Origin of the sequence: Bradyrhizobium sp. SZCCHNR1017 (assembly GCF_032381375.1) — a bacterium.
GTDB lineage: Bacteria > Pseudomonadota > Alphaproteobacteria > Rhizobiales > Xanthobacteraceae > Bradyrhizobium.
On record NZ_JAUHIR010000005.1, the window covers coordinates 141753 to 158580 of the forward strand.

Consider the following 16828-nt stretch of genomic DNA (forward strand, 5'->3'; position numbering starts at 1 on the left):
CCAGTGCCGGTCGACGGTGGTCAGGGCAGCTCGGCGACGACCTCGCGGATCAGAGTGCGCAGCCACAGCAGGCCGGCATCGTTGGAGCGGTAGCGATGCCATTGCACGCGCTGCCGCAGCGCCGGCAGCGCGATCGGCAGCTCGATGATGCGGATGGGAAGGCTGCGCTGGGCGGCGATGGCGAGCCGCCGGTGCACGGTGGCAAGGCGGTTCGTCCCGGCAACGAGATGCGGAATGGCGGTGAACGCGTAGACCGAAACGTCCTCGCTGCGGCTCGTGTTGCGCTGCTCCAGATAATAGGTTTCGAGCGATTGCGCCGCGATCGCCGGCCGCATCACGACGTGGGACGACTTGGCGAAATCCTGCCGTGACAGCTTGCCCTTGCCATACTTTCCCTTGCTCCACGCGATGACGCAGAAGTCGTCCTCGAAGATCACCTCGGACGGGTGCAGCTTGGAGCTGAATTCCTCCGGGATGATCAGCAGGTCGACGTCGCCGCGCTCGAGCGCGCGCTCCGGCCGCTGCACCTGCTGCAGGAAGTCGAAGCGGATACCGGGCGCAAGGGCCTCGCTGCGCGCCAGCAGCCGCGGGATCAGCGTCACCAGCGTGTAGTCCGACGCCAGGATCTTGAAGCAGCGGTCGGACTGCGCGGGATCGAACTCGGCAGACGAGGCGATGGCCCAGTCGACCCGCACCAGAAGGTCCCTGATCGAGTCCTTCAGCGTCTCCGCTCGCGGCGTCAGCTCCATCTTGCGGCCGATCTTCACCAGCAGTTCGTCATCGAAATAGGTTCGCAGACGCAGCAAGGCATTGCTCATCGCGGACTGCGTCATGTTCATGCGCGCGGCGGCGCCGCTGACGCTGCGCAGGTGCAGCAGATGGTCGAGCGCGACCAGGAGATTGAGGTCGAACTTGTTGTTGAAGCGCATCGGCGGCCTCGCTCGAGGTATTCAAGAGATCAATGCGATCAATCTTGTTAATCAATTTTTCGAAATGGTCAAACGGGGCTATGCCAGACCTCGGGAAGAACGTCGAGGAAGACGCGTGGCCGGGCCGCGCGTCGCGAGTGCATTCATGTTCAAGTATTTTCCGACCAACTATGTCTGGAATCTCTCGGTCGATCTCGCGATCGAGATGGGCGCGCGGATCGGCGAGATCGAAGAGATGTGCGCGCCGCTGCAGGAGGCGGCCCGGCAGCCCGATGCCAACGGTACCCAGGCCTTCCGCGAGACCTGGGCGCGGATGGCAGACAAGCTCTGTGCGCTCGCGTCCGAGGACGAGGCGAAAGGGCGGCTGCTGTCGGCCGGCGAGAAATATGGCCGCGCAGCGAGCTATTTGATCACCTGCGAGCGTCTGCAGGCGCACGAGGCGCCGGGGCGGCTGGCGCTGTACCGCAGATGTCTCGACGTCTTCGCCAAGGGCATTGCACTGGCGCGGGAGAACTGCGAGCGCGTCGAGATTCCCTATGAAGGCTCCCACATTGCCGGTCTCATGGTCCGCGCGGAAGGGCGCGACGGGCCGGCGCCGCTGCTGGTGCAGGTCAACGGCCTGGATTCGACCAAGGAGATGAAATACCGCGTCGGCTTGCCCGCCTGGCTCGCCCGACGGGGCGTGTCGTCGCTCGTGATCGACCAGCCCGGATCGGGCGAGGCGCTCCGGCTGCAGGGTCTCACCGCGCGCCATGACAGCGAGCATTGGGCGTCCCGGGTCGTCGACTGGCTGGAGACCCGCAGCGACGTCGACCCGAAGCGGATCGGTCTCGAGGGCGTCTCGCTCGGTGGCTACTACTGTCCGCGCGCGGTGGCTTTCGAGCCGCGCTTTGCCTGCGGCGTCGCCTGGGGTGCCAATCACGATTGGCGCGACGTGCAGAAGAGGCGCCTGCAGAAGGAAGGTGATTTCCCGGTCCCGCATTACTGGGCGCATGTGCGCTGGGTGTGGGGTGCGAGAGATCAGGACGACTTCATGCGGATTGCCGAGCAGGTTCACCTCGACGGCATTCTCGACCGCATCAAGGTGCCGTTCCTGGTGACGCATGGCGAAAAGGACTCGCAGATTCCGCTGCATTGGGCCGAGCGGACCTATGAGCAACTGGTGAATTCGCCCAAGCGCGAGCTGAAGGTCTTCACCGCGCGTGAAGGCGGCGCCCAGCATGCGAGCTTCGACAACAGCATCAATGCCGGCCACTACATCGCGGACTGGGTCGCAGAGACATTGAACGGACACATCGCCTGAAGCAGCAGGTGGAGAGGAAAGTTATGAAAATTGTCGGTCTGGAGAGCCTGATATTCGGTGTCGACGACGTGAGAGGCGCGGCGCGCTTCCTGGTCGATTACGGGCTGACGCCCGTCGACGTCTCCGATCGCGGCGGCCGCTTCGAGGCGATCGACGGCACCGCCGTGGTGATCGCACGGCAGGATGATCCGGCTCTGCCGCCGGCGCCCGTGCCGGGCTGCCGTCTGCGCAAGACGGTGATGGGCGTCGCCGACGAGGCGACGCTGGGGGCGATCACCGCCGAGCTGCGGCGCGACCGCGAGGTCCGGCGGCTGCCCGATGGCTCGATCGAGTCGACCGACGATTCCGACTTCGTGATTGGCTTTCAACTGACGGCACGGCGGCCGTTCCTGCTGGCCAGCGAGATCTCGAATGCGCCGGGCGGCGTGGTGTTCCGGCCGATCAACAGCCTCGGCGTGCCGCCGCCGGGCAGCGTGATCCGTCCGCGCTCGCTGTCGCATGTGGTCTATTTCGTGCCCGACGTGGTGAAGGCCGAGGCGTTCTACGTCAACCGGCTCGGCTTCCGCTGCACCGATCGCTTCACCGGCACCGGGCCGTTCCTGCAGCCGGGCGGCTCGCTCGACCATCACACCCATTTCCTGATCGGCGCGCCGCCGCACATGCACGGCGTGGAGCACTTCACGTTCCATTTCGGTGGTCCTTCGGAAATGATCACCAACGGCTATCGCTTCGTCGAGAAGGGCTATCAGGCGTTCTGGGGCCCCGGCCGTCACATCCTGGGCTCGAACTGGTTCTGGTACTTCAATAGCCCGTTCGGCTGCCACATCGAGATGGATGCCGACATGGACCAGCACGATGCGAGCTGGCAGCCGCGCGAGGCGACGGCATCCGCCGACAATTCGCAGACCTTCCTGATGAAGATGCGCAAGAAATGGTACCCCGGCCCCGGAATCCCCGAGAATGGCGACTACGCGTGAGGCCGAGGCGCGATGGATCCGGCTGTGCCGCGCCGATGAGATCGGCGAGGCGCAGTCGCGCGGCTTCGATCCCGATGATGAGGGGCAGGACAGCCTGTTCGTCGTGCGCCGGCACGGACAGCTGCATGGCTGGCGCAACGCCTGTCCGCATATCGGCGGTGCGCCGATGGCCTGGCGCAGGGATGCGTATCTCAACGCCGACGGCACGCGTATCGTCTGTCACGCGCACGGCGCCGAGTTCATGCCCGACACCGGGCTGTGCGTGCAGGGGCCGTGCCGCGGCGAGCGGTTGAGCCGTCTCGAGCTCGTCGTCATCGACGGCGAGTTGTTCGTAAAGTCATAACATGCCCGCAAGGGCGGACTGCAGAGGGGGAAGCACCATGGCAGTGGTGAGCAGGGTGCTGACGATCGGAGGCGGCTTTTCCGGTATGGCCGCGTCGATCCAGATGCGCAAGGCGGGCATCAACATCGATCTCGTCGAGGTCGATCCGAACTGGCGGCCGGAGGGCGCCGGCATCACGGTCAGCGGACCGACCTTGCGCGCGCTCGAGACGATCGGCGTGTTCGCGGAATTCGCGCGGCGCGGCTACACGGCTGACGGTGTCGACCTGTTCGCGCCATCGGGGCATCGGATCGGCGAGATCCCGACACCGAAGGCCGTAGGATCGGATGTGCCCGGCGGCGGCGGAATCATGCGGCCCGAACTCGGGCGCATCCTCGCCGATGCGACGCGCGCCGCTGGCGTTCACGTGCGTGTCGGCTGCACCTACACGCGGATCACGCAGCACGACGGCGATGTCGAGGTCGCCTTCACCGATGGCACGACGGGCCGTTATGATCTCGTGGTGGCTGCCGATGGCGTGCATTCGAAGACGCGGGCGCTGCTGTTTCCCGAGGTCAAGCCGCCGCAATACATCGGCCAGGTGGTCTGGCGCGCCGTGCTGCCGCGGCCGGCCGACATCGTGCGTCCGCGGATGTGGCTGGGTGGTGCGGTCAAGGCGGGCGTCAACCCGGTGTCGCCGAGCCACATGTATATGTTCGTGACGGAGGCGCGGCCGGAAAAGCTCCAGGCCGAGCGCGCGTCCTGGCCGCAACTGGTCGCGGACCTGCTGGCGCCGTTCAGCGATCCCGTGCTGGTGGCACTGCGGGCGCATCTGTTCGCTCCCGACGCCGCCATCGACTATCGGCCGCTCGCCAACCTGCTGGTGCCGGCGCCGTGGAATCGCGGCCGCGTCATCCTGATCGGCGACACCGTGGCCGCGACCACGCCTCACCTCGCCTCCGGCGCGGGCATCGGCATCGAGAGCGGCATCGTGCTGGCCGAGGAGCTGGCTCGCGCGACGACCCTGCAGGAGGCGTTCGACCGCTTCCATGCGCGCCGCTGGGAGCGCTGCCGCATGGTGATCGAGAACTCGGCGCAGCTCTGCCGCATCGAAATGGAGAACGGCGACAAGGCGGAGCACGCCAGGATCATGCGCGAGTCGATCGTCGGGCTGACGCAGCCGATCTGAGCCAACAACATCAACGAACAACATCATCAACGGGGAGGAAGCAATGACGGTGACGACGGAGACGTGGCGCGGGCGCATCGCGCTGATGGTCGCGCATTGCGCCGGGATGGTCGATCTCGTCGCGCTGCCGGTCTGGGTGGGCGCGCTGATCGAGCGCTACAGGTTCAGCCCGCAGCAGGCGGGACTGCTGGCCACGCTGTTCCTGCTGGGCGCCGTGCTCAGCAGCCTGTTCTTCGCGCCTCGCTTCAACCGGATGAACGCCCGCCTGGCGGCGGCTGCGGGATACGCCGTGGCCGCGCTGGTGTTCCTGGCCGCGAGCCGAACGTCGGAGTTTGCGCTGCTCGCGATGCTGCACGCGCTGGGCGGCGCAACAGCGGCCTGCGGGCTGAGCTTCACTCACGGCACCATCGCACGCAGCGCCAACCCGCACCGCCTGTTCGCCATCGTCGGAATGGCGCTCGGTGTGTTTGCCATTCTGTTTCTCGGCATGACGCCCAATCTCGTGGCGAGCTTCGGCGGCCAGGCCTTGTTCGTCGTGTTTGCCGGCGTGATGGCGGTCGCGGCGCTGGCGGCGGCGCTATCATTTCCGAAGGGCGTGGTGCGCAGTGACGAGGATCTGATCGCGGAGGTCAGCCATCTGCCGCGCGCCGTCTGGTTCGGCATTGCCGGCATCAGCTGCATGGCGCTGACCCAGGCGATGCTGTTCAGCTTCATCGAGCGCATCGGCGCTGACCGCGGCTTCGAAGCTGACGCGGTGACGGGCGTGCTGATCGCGCTCGGCTTCGTCAACCTGCTGCCGGCGCCGCTCGCCGCCATAATGGAGCGGCGGCTACCGGCGAGACACGTGCTGCTGGCGGGCCCGGTCTGCCAGGCGCTGATCGCCGTGACGATCACCTTCGGCTCCGGCTTCGTCGCCTATGCGGTCCCGACCGCGATCTTTGCCGCGGTAATGATCTTCACCCACACCTTTGCGTTCGGGCTGCTGTCGCGTCTCGACCCGACCGCGCGGGCGTTGGCCGGCACGCCGGCGATGCTGATGATCGGCGCTGCGATCGGCCCCATTCTCGGCGGCACCTTGGTGCAGCTGTTCGGCTATCCTGCGCTCGGGCTCGGCGCCGTCATCATCTCATCCGTCGCCGTCGTGATGTTCTCGCGCGTGTTCGCTGCGCGCGGCGCAGCGTCCGCCGCCTCTCTCGAAATCGCCTGACCAGGAGGCCTCCAGCATGACCCTTCCGCAGATCCGCCGCGTCGTCACCGGCCATGACGCGCAGGGCGCCGCCGTGATCTCGTCCGACGGCGCCTTGCCAACCGTCACCGAGCTGGCGGCGATCCCCGGCACCTTCTTCCACGAGGTCTGGAGCACGCAGGCAACGCCGGCGCTGATCGACAACGGTCCCGATCCGACGATCGGGCCGCTGCGGCTGCCGCCGCCAACGCATGGCAGCCGCATCCGCTTCGTCGACATTCCGCCGGATACCGAGGACTTTCTCCGCAACGGCGCGGCGCGCATGAATGCCGCGTTCAGCCAGATCGGCGACCCCCACGCCTCGACCGTGACGACGGAATCGCCACATCCGCTGATGCACCGCACCGAGACGATCGACTATGGCATCGTCATCTCCGGTGAGATCACGCTGGTGCTCGACAAGGGCACCGCTGACCTCAAGGTCGGCGACGTGGTGATCCAGCGCGGCACCAACCACGCCTGGGCCAACCGCAGCGACAAGCCGTGCCGGATGCTGTTCATCCTGGTCGACGGCAAGTTCGGTCCCGAAGCCAACCCGACCAAGGCCAGCTGATGAGACTCGCGACCTATCGGAACGGCAGCCCCGACGGCGGCCTGGTCATCGTCTCCGGGGATCAGGCGCGCGCGTGCAATGCCAGCGCCATCGCACCGGATCTGCTGACGGCGCTGCGGAATTGGCAGCAGGTCGAGCCGGCGTTGCGCCAGCTCGCTGAAAGTCTCGAGGATGGATCGGCTGCCGATGTAACGGCGTTCGATCCCGCGCGATGCCTCGCACCGCTGCCGCGCGCGCCGCAATGGCTGGATGGCTCGGCCTTCCTGAATCACGGACGGCTGATGGATGTCGCCTTCAACAAGCCGCCGATCCCCGACTTCGACACCGTCCCGGTGATGTACCAGGGCGCCAGCGACGACTTCCTCGGGCCGCAGGACGATGTTCCCTTCGTGACAGAAGCTGATGGCATCGACTTCGAGGGCGAGTTCGGCGTCATCGTCGACGACGTGCCGATGGCTGCTTCTGCCGAAGAGGCTGCGCAACGAATCCGGCTGCTGGTGCAGATCAACGACTGGAGCCTGCGCGCGGTCGGCGCGCGCGAGGTTCGCACCGGCTTCGGCTTCCTGCAGGCGAAGCCCTCGACCAGCTTCGCGCCGTTTGCGGTGACGCCGGACGAGGTCGGCGATGCCTGGCGCGATGGCCGGCTCGACATGGCCCTGCATGTCCGGCGCAATGGCGAGCGGATCGGCGCAGCCTCGGGCCGCGAGATGGCGTTCTCGTTCCCGCAGCTGATCGCCCATGCGGCGCGGACGCGGCGGTTGACGGCCGGCACGATCATCGGCTCGGGCACGGTCTCGAACGCCGATCGCGCCGCCGGATCGAGCTGCCTTGCCGAGGTCCGGGCGATCGAGATGATCGAACACGGCGCGGCGCGGACCTCGTTCCTGCGCTTCGGTGAGGAGGTGACCATGCAGGCCTGCTTCGCCGATGGCCGGCCGGGTCCGTTCGGGCGTGTCGCGCAGCGCGTGGTTCGTGCGGCGGGCGCCGATCGGCCGGATTGAACCATGCGTATTCTAGTCACGGGGGCCGCGGGCTTCATCGGCCGTGCGCTGCTGCATCGGTTGCTGATCGACATGGACGGTGCTGAAATCACCGCACTCGATCTCGCCGAGGCGCCAGCGGGATTGTCCGGTGCGCGTCTGTCCTGGATCAGAGGCGGCCTCGACGATCCTGCCGTGCTCGAGCAACTCGGCGCCGCGCCGTTCCACCTCGTGTTCCATCTCGCCAGCATTCCCGGCGGCCGCGCCGAGGCCGCGCCCGCGCTCGGCCGCCGCGTCAATCTCGATGCGTCGCTGGATCTCTTCCAGCTGCTGGCGGAGAGCCGACATCGGCCGCGCGTGGTCTATGCCAGCAGCATCGCCGTCTACGGCGCGCTTGCGGAGGCGCGGGTCGGCGCACGCACGGAGGCGCGGCCGGCGATCACCTATGGCGCGCACAAGCGGATGGTGGAGATCGCGCTCGCCGATCACACGCGACGCGGAGATCTGTCGGGTATCGCACTGCGGCTGCCCGGCATCGTGGCGCGGCCCAGGCCCGTGAGCGGCTTCGGATCGGCGTTCATGAGCGAGCTGCTGCATGCGCTGTCCGCGGGCGAGAGCTATGTCTGTCCGGTGTCGCCGGGCGCGACGGCCTGGTGGTTGTCCGCGAAGGCCGCCGTCGACAATCTCCTCCTCGCCGGGAAGCTCGATGTCTGCGGAACCCTGCAGCTTCCGGCGCTTCGTCTCTCGATCGCCGAGGTGGTGGACGGCCTGGCGCAGCTGCTCGGCGCGGAGCGCGCCGCGCGCGTGACGTTCGATCCCGATCAAGGCATAGAGGACGTCTTCGGCCGCTATCCCGAGTTGGATGCCACCGCCGAGCTGGCCCTCGGCTTCGCCCACGATGGATCGGTGGCGGAGATGATCGCGAATGCGGTGCGCGCGATCGCATGACGGGGAATGAGCCCAACTCGCCGGACCAGCATCTGTCGGGCGAGGCCATGGGCGCCGCGGCCATGGCGTCCCAAAAGGAGTGCTGATTCTTTGATTTTGTTGGTTTTCCCTGCTTCCTTAGGGAGCGCCAGTTTCCAAGCTGAACTATTGATTTCTGGGAGTTTGAGCCGGACTACATGTTCGGCAGGATGGGCGTTGACGCCAAGGTCGGTGGTGCCGCAATCCCAGGCTGGACCGTTACGGCTCTGGTGTTCATTCCATTCGCGGCTGGTTATTTCCTGTCGTACCTGTTCCGGACGATCAATGGCGTGGTCTCCCAGCGCCTCGCCTCCGAGCTTGGACCGATGCTGATGATCGCTCTTGGCGCTCGCCGAGGCGAAGCAAGCCTCGCGTCTGGAGGTCGTATCAATAGAGCCGAGCCGGACAAATGCAGTGCTGCGGTTGGAGGCTCCGGCACGTCGCGATGAACTGATGTGCCGGCCGGCTCCATCGGGGAGCGGCGGAGGCTCATTTCGCACCCGACAGGAAGCTCTTGATGAAATCGACGGCTCCCGCCGATTTTGCCGGATCGGACGGCGGCGCTTCGGCGGCCGACGGTTGCGCCGCCAGACGCGCGGTGTGCGCGTGAAGATGCCGCGTCCGCCGGTGGGCGTGAGTGGCGCTCTGCCCGTGCCTCTGCGAAGCACTGCTCACGGTGATCGTGATCTTCTTCGATACCAGCGGTGGATCGAAGTTGAAGTGCATGCCGTCGCCCAGGACGAGCTGCAGGTTATGCTTGCCGGGGGGCAGCTCGATCAGGGCCTCGGTCTCGCCCGCGCCGTAGTGCAGGTGCTTTCTGTCCTGCGGAATCGGCTCGCCCGGGCTGATCGGCTCATCGGCGTCGATCAGGAGGTGATGATGGCCGGTGTTGGCAAAGGCGTCACCGGCATGGGTCACGCCCATGTTGCGAAGTCCGAACCGGCACCAGAACGCGGTCTTCACGGTGTCGCCGTCGGTTGGCGTGATGAAATACAGGTAGGCGTCCTTCGGCGCCGTTTTCGCCTGCGCCCATGCGAGAGTCGGCAACAGCACCAGCGTGCAGGCCAACACGGTGGACCCGAGCGTCGCGACTGCGGCGAGACGACGTCGTCGCCAGGGCGTCAGATCCAGTAGCGGCGCGCGACGCGTAGATTTCTCACTCCACATATCCCCAACTCATAAACAACGACGATCATCGATCGCAAATATCGAACGGTGTAGCCGGTCCATGAATGGGGCGTAGCGCGGCAAATTTGAGGTTTCGATCGGTCTCGTCCTACGATTCCCGATAAGAATTTGAATAAAGAGGCTCGGCAGACCAGGCGTCCTACGGATCTGCGACGCTGGTGTTCGCTGTGGCGCGAGACATTTGCGGGCGCAGGCCCGGCATCGGCGTCGACGGCACGCTGGCCTGGCTCAGCATACCGCGGCCGCATCAGAGCGAAAGAGCGAGGCGAAAGCCATGGGTCGGATACCTGACGCGCCCATCATAGCGGTCGCGGCTCCCGCTGCGGGCATAGCTCGCATCCTTCTTCCATGAACCCGAGCGAATGACATGGACGAAGCTCTGCTCGTCGATCCATGCCGAGCCATCGGACGGCGCGCCCTGATAGCTCTTGTGCCAGCTGTCGGCCACCCATTGGTCGACGCTCCCGCCCATGTCGAACAGGCCAAACGGATTGGCCGCAAAGCTTCCGACCTTCATGAGCTGCGCGGGCGCGCCGGGCTCGTTGCATCCGTTGCAATTGGCCATGCCGGAGCGCATCCGGTCGCCCCACCAGAACGCCGTCGTTGCGCCGCCGCGCGCTGCATATTCCCATTCGGCCTCGGTCGGGAGCCGGAACGGCTTGCCGACGGCCCGCGAGAGCCAAGCCAGATAGCCCCTGACGTCGTCGTAGCCGACATTCGTCACGGGGTTGTCGTCCGGGCCGCTCATCACGTCGGCGCATGCCCCGTCAGCCACGCACGCCTTCCACTCGCCAATCGTGACGGGGTACTTGCCGAGCGCGAACGGCTTGATCGTGACGCGGTGGACCGGAAGCTCGGAGCTCTCGACGCCGCCCATCGCGAATGCCCCTCCTGGAATCATCACCATGTCAGGCAGGCGAATCGCCGCTGCCTCCGCCGGCCCTGGGGTCGCAGTCGACTCTGCTGCCGGCGCAGTCTCGGGAGCGGTCGCAGCGCTTGCCGACGCGAGCAGGGCGGGCGTCTCGAGCGGCGCGGTTTCCGTGGAACGCGAGAGCGTTGCAGGGTCCGAGGGCGCGTCCGGCATCGGCGCCGGGGCGGTCGCGGCTGACATGGCCTCTGCCGTGACGACGCGCCCCGAACTCTCGACGCTTGCGCGGCTCCACGCGGCCACGGAGGCCTCGGCGGCTTGCGGCTGTGTTGGCGGGGGAGCGGCCGGCTCCCGCGCCAGCATGAAGCAGCTAGCGGCGGCAGCGAGCAACAATGCGCCGAGGCCGGCCGCCGCAGCGCGGGTCCAGACCAGCGGCCTGCGCTCCGCCCTCGCCGCGGCCGCACGCAGCCTCGTGGCCAGCTTGTCGTAGCCGTGCGCCTGCCAGATCTCCGCACGGCCGCGCGCCTCGTTCGGGGCGTATTGAGCGATCGAGACGCCGGGAATGCTGCAGACGACCCGTCCCGGCTGTCCGCCACCGGGAGCGGTGGCCTCGACCTCGGCCGTATCGCATCGTGCGGCGAGCGATTGCTTCAAGGGGCCGCACATCATCAACAACAGTCCGCCGTCACCCTTGCTTCGGCGCTCCCGGATGTCGGGGCACGCGACCTGCTCGTCGAGGCGGTGGAAGCCGGGTGGGCGCAGCGCGTTCATCGCCACCCGCACGATCCGGCCGCACTGCTCGCAAGGCACCGGATAGGTCACGGCGGTCAGCGGTCGCTCGTCCCGATCGGTGGCCGGCGCATGCGCTGGCGCGACGACTTCGATGCCGATCATCGGACACCTTCCGTGCGTCGGCCTTGCCGCCAGGTCATTGGCCCCAGGCGGCAAACGCATCCTTGAACGCGCGCTCACCGTCCGCTCCCTTCTCGATCGCCAGCACCGCCCGGCTGCCGCCATTGTAGACGATCGGGATGTCGATCCAGTCCTTGCCCTTGAGCAGCAACACGTTCCGCTTCATGTCGACATCCCCCGCCGACAGCGCGATCATGAAGAACTCCGGCGTCACCTTGGCGGTCATGGTGGTCAACGGGGTCCCGCGACCCGCTTCCTTGGGCTTCATGCTGACGCCCTTCAAGGTCTCCACCCCGGCGTGAGACGGGTCGTCCGGCCAGTTGAACTTGATCTCCATGATGTGGCTCGCCGGCATTTCGGCTTCCTTGTTGGGACGCAGCGACAACGTCGCCGTCATCCTCTTGTCGATCTCGACATCGCCTTTGATCGAGGCTGGCACCGCTCCTGCCGCAGGCTCGACATGCCAGGTGACTTTCCCGAGATAGCGCTTGCCGTGCGGATCCTGCGGATCCTCCTGGTACAGCACGGCATGTGACACCATCGTCTCGGTCGCGCTCCCCGTGGTGATCGCATCGCCGCCAGCACCGCCCCTGGCGTCAGGCGTTATCCGATCCGCGATGACCTTGCGCGGCTCGGCGGCGGCCGGCGAGGCGGCATTCCAGGACACCGGGAGTCGGTTCAAAACGGTTTGCAAGGACGTCGTGATCCGGCTCGCCGCCGGCTGCCAGTAGATCGATGCGCCAACCACCGCGACCGCCAAGCCGGCGGCAGCGGCCATCATGTGCCGGCGGAGCGAGCGGTGTGGACGCCTCGCTCCATGATCAGGCCGCGGACGCCGACCCGGCGACAGCGCGCGATGATCGATACGAACAGCGGCGGGCTCCGACGCGGCTTGACCGGGTGTCATCGTCTCGGACGTTTCCACCTCGTGGGCGAGCACGGCCACTCGTGCGACGGCGGCATCGTCCGCCGGCGACTTTGCAGCCTGCGCAGAACGATCGGCCACGGGCGGCTCATTCTCCGCGATGTCGACCGGCGCTGCGGGCGCGACGGACGCCGGCGGCGCAGAGGCGGGCGTATCAGACGACGAGGCGGCACGCGTTTCATCGGTCGCGACCTCATGCTCGCGGCGCCGCGTTGGACGCGCCCCGATGCCGGTGCCGGCGCGGTTGCCCAGCCAATCCGGCACCGGGCTCTCGATCGAGATGGCCGGCTCAGCGCGTTGCTCCGAGAGCCGCGCCAGCGACAGGCTTTCGGCCACCGTGGCGATCTCGTCTTCCAGCGAATAGGCGCGGCGCGTTACGGATCGCGCGGATGCCGGGTGATCCTCCGCAGCGCCAGCGAGCCGCGCGGGAGCCGGATGCGGGCTGGTCGCCGGCGGTGCCGATGGCTGCGGTGAGCCGACGGCTGCAAGCGCGACCGGATCGACCCGGCGAGCGTGCTCCCGAAGTCTGATCATCCGGTCGGGAAACAGCATCTTGACGAAATCGCAGAGCGCTGCGCCCGGCAGCAGGAACCGGCGCATGGCAGCCGGACCGCTGCGCAGGATGCTGCGTGCGATGGTTTCGATGTCGTGCTCACCTTGCGCGACGCGCTCGCCGGTCTGCCGATCGTCATCGATGACGACGACCTTGCGGGCCCGGAGCATCGCAGTGAGTTCGCGCAGATCGGATTGCGAGGCATCGTCGATGACGACGAGATCAAATGCGCCGAGCCGGGCCGGTAGCTGCTCGGCCACGCGCCATGCCGGCACGAGCTGGCATGGGATGCCTTCGTAGCAGCTCTCGAGTGCCTCGCGTGCAGCCTGACGCAACCGGCATGCGGTGGGGCCGGAACAGGTCGCTGCCATCTTTCTCAGCGTAGTCATGAACACGGTGAGCGCCTGCCTCATGGCGCTGCCGGTGTTCTGTGCCAGGCCGAGATGCATCCGTGCCACGACGACCTGACCGAACAGCTCGCGCAGTCGCGTCTCCAGCGCCGCGCGCTGGTCGGACAGGCCCTGCAAACGCTGATGCTGACCGATGCCTTCGGTCTGCCGCATCAGCACCGCCCAATTCCAGGCCATCATCCAATCTGCAACGAGCACCGGATCCCCGGTCTGCGGATGTGCCGGCTCGGTCCTGATCCGCCGGGCGAAGGCGTCCGCTCCGGCCTCGGTGATCGCTCGGCAGACCTCGTCGAGCAGTTCGAAATCTTGGCGCCGGTCGTGCAGCGACTGCAGCCGGGTGCGAAGGGTGCTCCAGCGTGTCTCGATGTCGCGCGGGTCGACACCGTCGCGGCCGATCTGCGAGAGCACGTCGGCATGAGCCTGCGTTGCGATCTTGCCGCTGCCGCCAAACAGCTCGTTCAGCCGGGTGAGCTCCAGCCGCTGCTTGCCGATGCGGAGAGCCATGCTCCTCACTGCGGCTGCGAGCGCAGAAAGTCGTCGGCCGTCACCGAGCAATCCGGCGATCGCGTCGTCCGGCATCGACAGCTTCGGTGCGGCGGAGAGAACATTGCGCTTCGCCAGCGCCGCCAGCACGATCGCGGCCTCGACGCTTTTGACGACGCGCTCGTGACCGTGGAACGTGTGAGAGGAGTCCGGCTCGGGCGCAGGCGCACCGATTTCGGCCGCTAGCGATCGCCATCTGGCGTCGAGCGAATGCAGGTGCCGACGCCAGGTCAGATAGTCGCGAACATGGCCCCAGTCGGCCGCGCCTTTCGGCGCGAAGCCAGCCACCCTGATCGCCTCCACGGTCTGCTTCAACGCACGGCCGGACAGGGAGAATGTCGCGAACGGCCTTGCTCCGGCCGACAGCCGTTCGACAATCGTGAGCAGTTCCTGGCTGGCGAAGGCGTCCGCCGGCGTTTCCACCGGCCGAACCAGGAAGCCGGCACGTTGCGACAGCAGGGACGACGCATCGCGGGCAAAATCGACGAGGATGCCACCGTCAACCGACATTGCATCGGCCTTGCGGCCGACCGGCGACAGCGCTGCGAGCCAGGGCTCGTCGGCAATGATCCGGTGGGCCGCCGCGAGCGCGTCGAGGTCGCCGGCGAGCAAGTCCGCTCCGTCCGGCCCGAGCTCCGCGATGATCTGGCAGGCAAGCCGGCTGTCATGGCTTTCGCCGTCGATCCGCGCCGGCTGCAGGTCCTCGTGCAAACGTCTCACGGTCACGGCGTCCGGCAGGGCCGCGATTTCCGGGAGCGCGTCGTCGACATATGCGAGATCGGTACCCAGCCGAACACGCGCCTCACGGGCCTGCTCGACTGCCGCAACCAGAAGGTCGCTCTCACTCACGAATCGTGACGGCTGATCGGTGAACCAGGCATAGGCGTCGCGGTCGGCGATCAGCGTGGTCAACGCGTCGAACGGCAGGTCGGGGACACCGGATGACCGCAGCATGCTGCGGCTGGCGATGTCTGCGAACGCGTCATCGAGACGCGATATCTCGACGCTGGTCGCGATGATGTCGCGCTCCAGCCGATTGACCTGTTCCGCCTGCGCGCGCGGGTTCGTGGTCTTGAGGATCGACAGCAGCCGGCTGACGACTGTCTCCGCATGCTTCAAGACGTCCTTGTCGGAGCCGGTTAGATCGACGGTCAGATCACGGACAGCGCGCGGCAGCTTCTCGGACAACAGTCCGAGTGCAGCCTCGTTGCGCGAGACGACGAGAACGCGCAGGCCCATTGCGAGGTGATGGCAAACCAGGTTGACGAGGGTGGACGTGCGCTCGGACCCGCGCGCGCCTTGCACGACAAGTCCGTCCGATCGCCGGAGCTGTCGCACGACCTCCATCTGGTCGGAGTTCGTCGGCAGCGGAAAGAACAGGTCGCCGTGATCCGCCGCGATCTGCGTATCCGGCCCGACGTCGATCGGTTCACCGATCACGCCGGATAGACGACGGCGCGCGCCGTCATGGGCTTCGTGGTCCGGCGCGCCAAGCAGAAGGCGAGACAGTGCGGCCAGGCAGCAAGCGTCGCCGGGCGCGTATTCGATCGCTCGCTTCAGCCGCTCGATGTCGCGCAACAGCAGTGCGTCCGAGCGCGGCCGCGCAAAGATCACCCAGCGATCGGAGACGACCAGTTGCTCGTCCTCCTCGGGAAGCAGCAATGCGGAGTCGGGCATGGTGGGACAGTAGATCCCATGCGGGTCGAGCTGTGAGCCGATGGCGCTGAGAACCGGCTCGAAGCTGGCGGGCTGGAATGGCGAAAGCTCGTTGCCGCGCTCGATCGTCTCGAGCAACTGCTCGGCCGTTTGCCCCGCCAATCCGGCCGCTGATGTCAGCGGTTCGAACGCCTTGAGATTGACCGTCGCGCCGACCATGCGGGGCCGGATTCTGATTTCGGTGTCGGAGCCATCGAGGACCTCGATCTCGACCAGGCGTTCGAGCAGCGGAAGATCCAACTCGCGGCCTTGTTGCCGCCAGCGTGACACGCCAATGCCCCACACGATTTCGCAGCTGCCATCGTTGCCTCCGGCTCCCGCCACGCGAGCCATCTCGCGCAATCGCTGATGAACCGCGATGGTCTTGCGGCGTAGCCGCTCGGCCGCGGCCCAATTTGTCCACGAGCCGGCGAGATAGCGGTCCAGACGCTCGACGATGTCCGGGCGTTGCTCAAGATGCAATCGCACGTTCCAGAGCCCGGCGGCCACCCCCGGGCCGTTCGCCGGCGAGCAGTGCTCGCCGCGTGCGTCACCGGCCGCGATCAACCGGTCTTTTTCCGCCGCGTGCACCGTGATCGTCACGCGTTGCCGAACCAGCGGGCGACGGTCCGGATCAGCGGACACGTCAATCCACATCGCCAGGTCGTACTCGACGGCGGGAGGATCGGTGGCGACCAGGCGTTCGATGGAGAGCCACACGGGCCCATCAGCGTCGAACGTGTTGTAGGTAATGCCGGGCAGCTTCTCCAGCTCATGCTGATGGAACACGAAGCATTGTCCGCCCGCAAGCCGATGGTCAGACAGGCGCGCGACCGCACGTGCATTGCGCAGGATCATCTCGGTGAGATACCCAAGAACATTCTGCAACGGTCCGGCCGCCGGCTCCAACCGATGGACAGCGTTCATAGTGCCTCTCCGATGATAGCGGCGACCAAGCGAAGCAATCGGTTCACCCTCAACTCCCGTCCTGACGTCCGTCCCGCTTTGCAGAAAATTCCGTCACGCGCGTCGAAGAAGATGGACGTATCTGACTATTCACGATCCTGATGTGGTCAGGCGACGTCTTCGTCGATGGCATTCGAGGGAATACTGAAGCCAACGTCAGATAGACCACACTAACTGGCGAATAATAGCGTCACGCAATGCGGCGTAATGATGGGAGCGAGTCCGGGCGTGTCGTCGACCCTGAAAACTGCGCCAACTGATTTGTTATCATTTCGAGAACCACCGCTGTCGGTTCGCGTAACC

Annotated in this window: 13 protein-coding genes; 9 read left to right on the forward strand and 4 right to left on the reverse strand. The window is 66.7% G+C overall.

What is annotated here, in order from left to right; all coding sequences use genetic code 11:
* Positions 1-20 precede the first annotated feature (20 nt).
* Entirely contained in the window at positions 21-929 is a 909-nt protein-coding gene (locus QW863_RS15180; RefSeq protein WP_315715571.1) for a LysR family transcriptional regulator, read from the reverse strand.
* A 145-nt stretch (positions 930-1074) separates the two neighbouring features.
* Between QW863_RS15180 and QW863_RS15185 the strand changes: the two genes are divergently transcribed.
* The 9 genes from QW863_RS15185 to QW863_RS36005 all read left to right on the forward strand — a co-directional run bounded on the left by QW863_RS15185 (position 1075) and on the right by QW863_RS36005 (position 8914).
* Positions 1075-2232, forward strand: a complete 1158-nt coding sequence (locus QW863_RS15185; RefSeq protein WP_315715572.1) for an alpha/beta hydrolase family protein — start codon at positions 1075-1077, stop codon at positions 2230-2232.
* A gap of 23 nt (positions 2233-2255) precedes the next feature.
* Complete coding sequence (locus QW863_RS15190) at positions 2256-3209, forward strand: VOC family protein (RefSeq protein WP_315715573.1); 954 nt, start codon at positions 2256-2258, stop codon at positions 3207-3209.
* Positions 3193-3552: a Rieske (2Fe-2S) protein gene (locus QW863_RS15195; protein ID WP_315715574.1), complete on the forward strand. Its 360-nt coding sequence runs from the start codon at positions 3193-3195 to the stop codon at positions 3550-3552. The genes QW863_RS15190 and QW863_RS15195 overlap by 17 nt, the downstream gene beginning before the upstream one ends.
* A gap of 37 nt (positions 3553-3589) precedes the next feature.
* Positions 3590-4720 (forward strand): FAD-dependent oxidoreductase, encoded by a 1131-nt coding sequence (locus QW863_RS15200; RefSeq protein ID WP_315715575.1) that lies wholly within the window; start codon positions 3590-3592, stop codon positions 4718-4720.
* Between the two features lie 49 nt (positions 4721-4769).
* Complete coding sequence (locus QW863_RS15205) at positions 4770-5927, forward strand: MFS transporter (RefSeq protein ID WP_315715801.1); 1158 nt, start codon at positions 4770-4772, stop codon at positions 5925-5927.
* A gap of 16 nt (positions 5928-5943) precedes the next feature.
* Positions 5944-6519, forward strand: a complete 576-nt coding sequence (locus tag QW863_RS15210; RefSeq protein ID WP_315715576.1) for a cupin domain-containing protein — start codon at positions 5944-5946, stop codon at positions 6517-6519.
* A complete protein-coding gene (locus QW863_RS15215) occupies positions 6519-7520 on the forward strand; it encodes a fumarylacetoacetate hydrolase family protein (RefSeq protein ID WP_315715577.1) in 1002 nt (333 codons plus the stop codon). Before QW863_RS15210 ends, QW863_RS15215 begins: the two co-directional genes overlap by 1 nt.
* Positions 7521-7523: 3 nt before the next feature.
* Entirely contained in the window at positions 7524-8447 is a 924-nt protein-coding gene (locus QW863_RS15220; protein ID WP_315767935.1) for an NAD-dependent epimerase/dehydratase family protein, read from the forward strand.
* Positions 8448-8623: 176 nt separating this feature from the next.
* Positions 8624-8914, forward strand: coding sequence for a hypothetical protein (locus tag QW863_RS36005; RefSeq protein ID WP_409977931.1), 291 nt, complete (start codon positions 8624-8626; stop codon positions 8912-8914).
* 40 nt (positions 8915-8954) lie between these two features.
* Here the strand turns inward: QW863_RS36005 and QW863_RS15230 are convergent, their stop codons facing one another.
* From QW863_RS15230 to QW863_RS15240, 3 genes are all read right to left on the reverse strand, one after another.
* Positions 8955-9518 (reverse strand): DUF4399 domain-containing protein, encoded by a 564-nt coding sequence (locus QW863_RS15230; RefSeq protein WP_315715802.1) that lies wholly within the window; start codon positions 9516-9518, stop codon positions 8955-8957.
* A 382-nt stretch (positions 9519-9900) separates the two neighbouring features.
* A complete protein-coding gene (locus QW863_RS15235) occupies positions 9901-11415 on the reverse strand; it encodes a formylglycine-generating enzyme family protein (RefSeq protein ID WP_315715579.1) in 1515 nt (504 codons plus the stop codon).
* Between the two features lie 34 nt (positions 11416-11449).
* Entirely contained in the window at positions 11450-16486 is a 5037-nt protein-coding gene (locus QW863_RS15240) for a helicase (protein ID WP_315715580.1), read from the reverse strand.
* Positions 16487-16828: the final 342 nt, after the last annotated feature.

Bases quoted from the DNA above. Each gene is read 5' to 3' on its own strand.
- QW863_RS15180 (WP_315715571.1), bottom strand. From the start codon at position 929: ATGCGCTTCAACAACAAGTTCGACCTCAATCTCCTGGTCGCGCTCGAC.
- QW863_RS15185 (WP_315715572.1), top strand. From the start codon at position 1,075: ATGTTCAAGTATTTTCCGACCAACTATGTCTGGAATCTCTCGGTCGAT.
- QW863_RS15190 (WP_315715573.1), top strand. From the start codon at position 2,256: ATGAAAATTGTCGGTCTGGAGAGCCTGATATTCGGTGTCGACGACGTG.
- QW863_RS15195 (WP_315715574.1), top strand. From the start codon at position 3,193: ATGGCGACTACGCGTGAGGCCGAGGCGCGATGGATCCGGCTGTGCCGC.
- QW863_RS15200 (WP_315715575.1), top strand. From the start codon at position 3,590: ATGGCAGTGGTGAGCAGGGTGCTGACGATCGGAGGCGGCTTTTCCGGT.
- QW863_RS15210 (WP_315715576.1), top strand. From the start codon at position 5,944: ATGACCCTTCCGCAGATCCGCCGCGTCGTCACCGGCCATGACGCGCAG.
- QW863_RS15215 (WP_315715577.1), top strand. From the start codon at position 6,519: ATGAGACTCGCGACCTATCGGAACGGCAGCCCCGACGGCGGCCTGGTC.
- QW863_RS15220 (WP_315767935.1), top strand. From the start codon at position 7,524: ATGCGTATTCTAGTCACGGGGGCCGCGGGCTTCATCGGCCGTGCGCTG.
- QW863_RS36005 (WP_409977931.1), top strand. From the start codon at position 8,624: ATGTTCGGCAGGATGGGCGTTGACGCCAAGGTCGGTGGTGCCGCAATC.
- QW863_RS15235 (WP_315715579.1), bottom strand. From the start codon at position 11,415: ATGATCGGCATCGAAGTCGTCGCGCCAGCGCATGCGCCGGCCACCGAT.
- QW863_RS15240 (WP_315715580.1), bottom strand. From the start codon at position 16,486: ATGAACGCTGTCCATCGGTTGGAGCCGGCGGCCGGACCGTTGCAGAAT.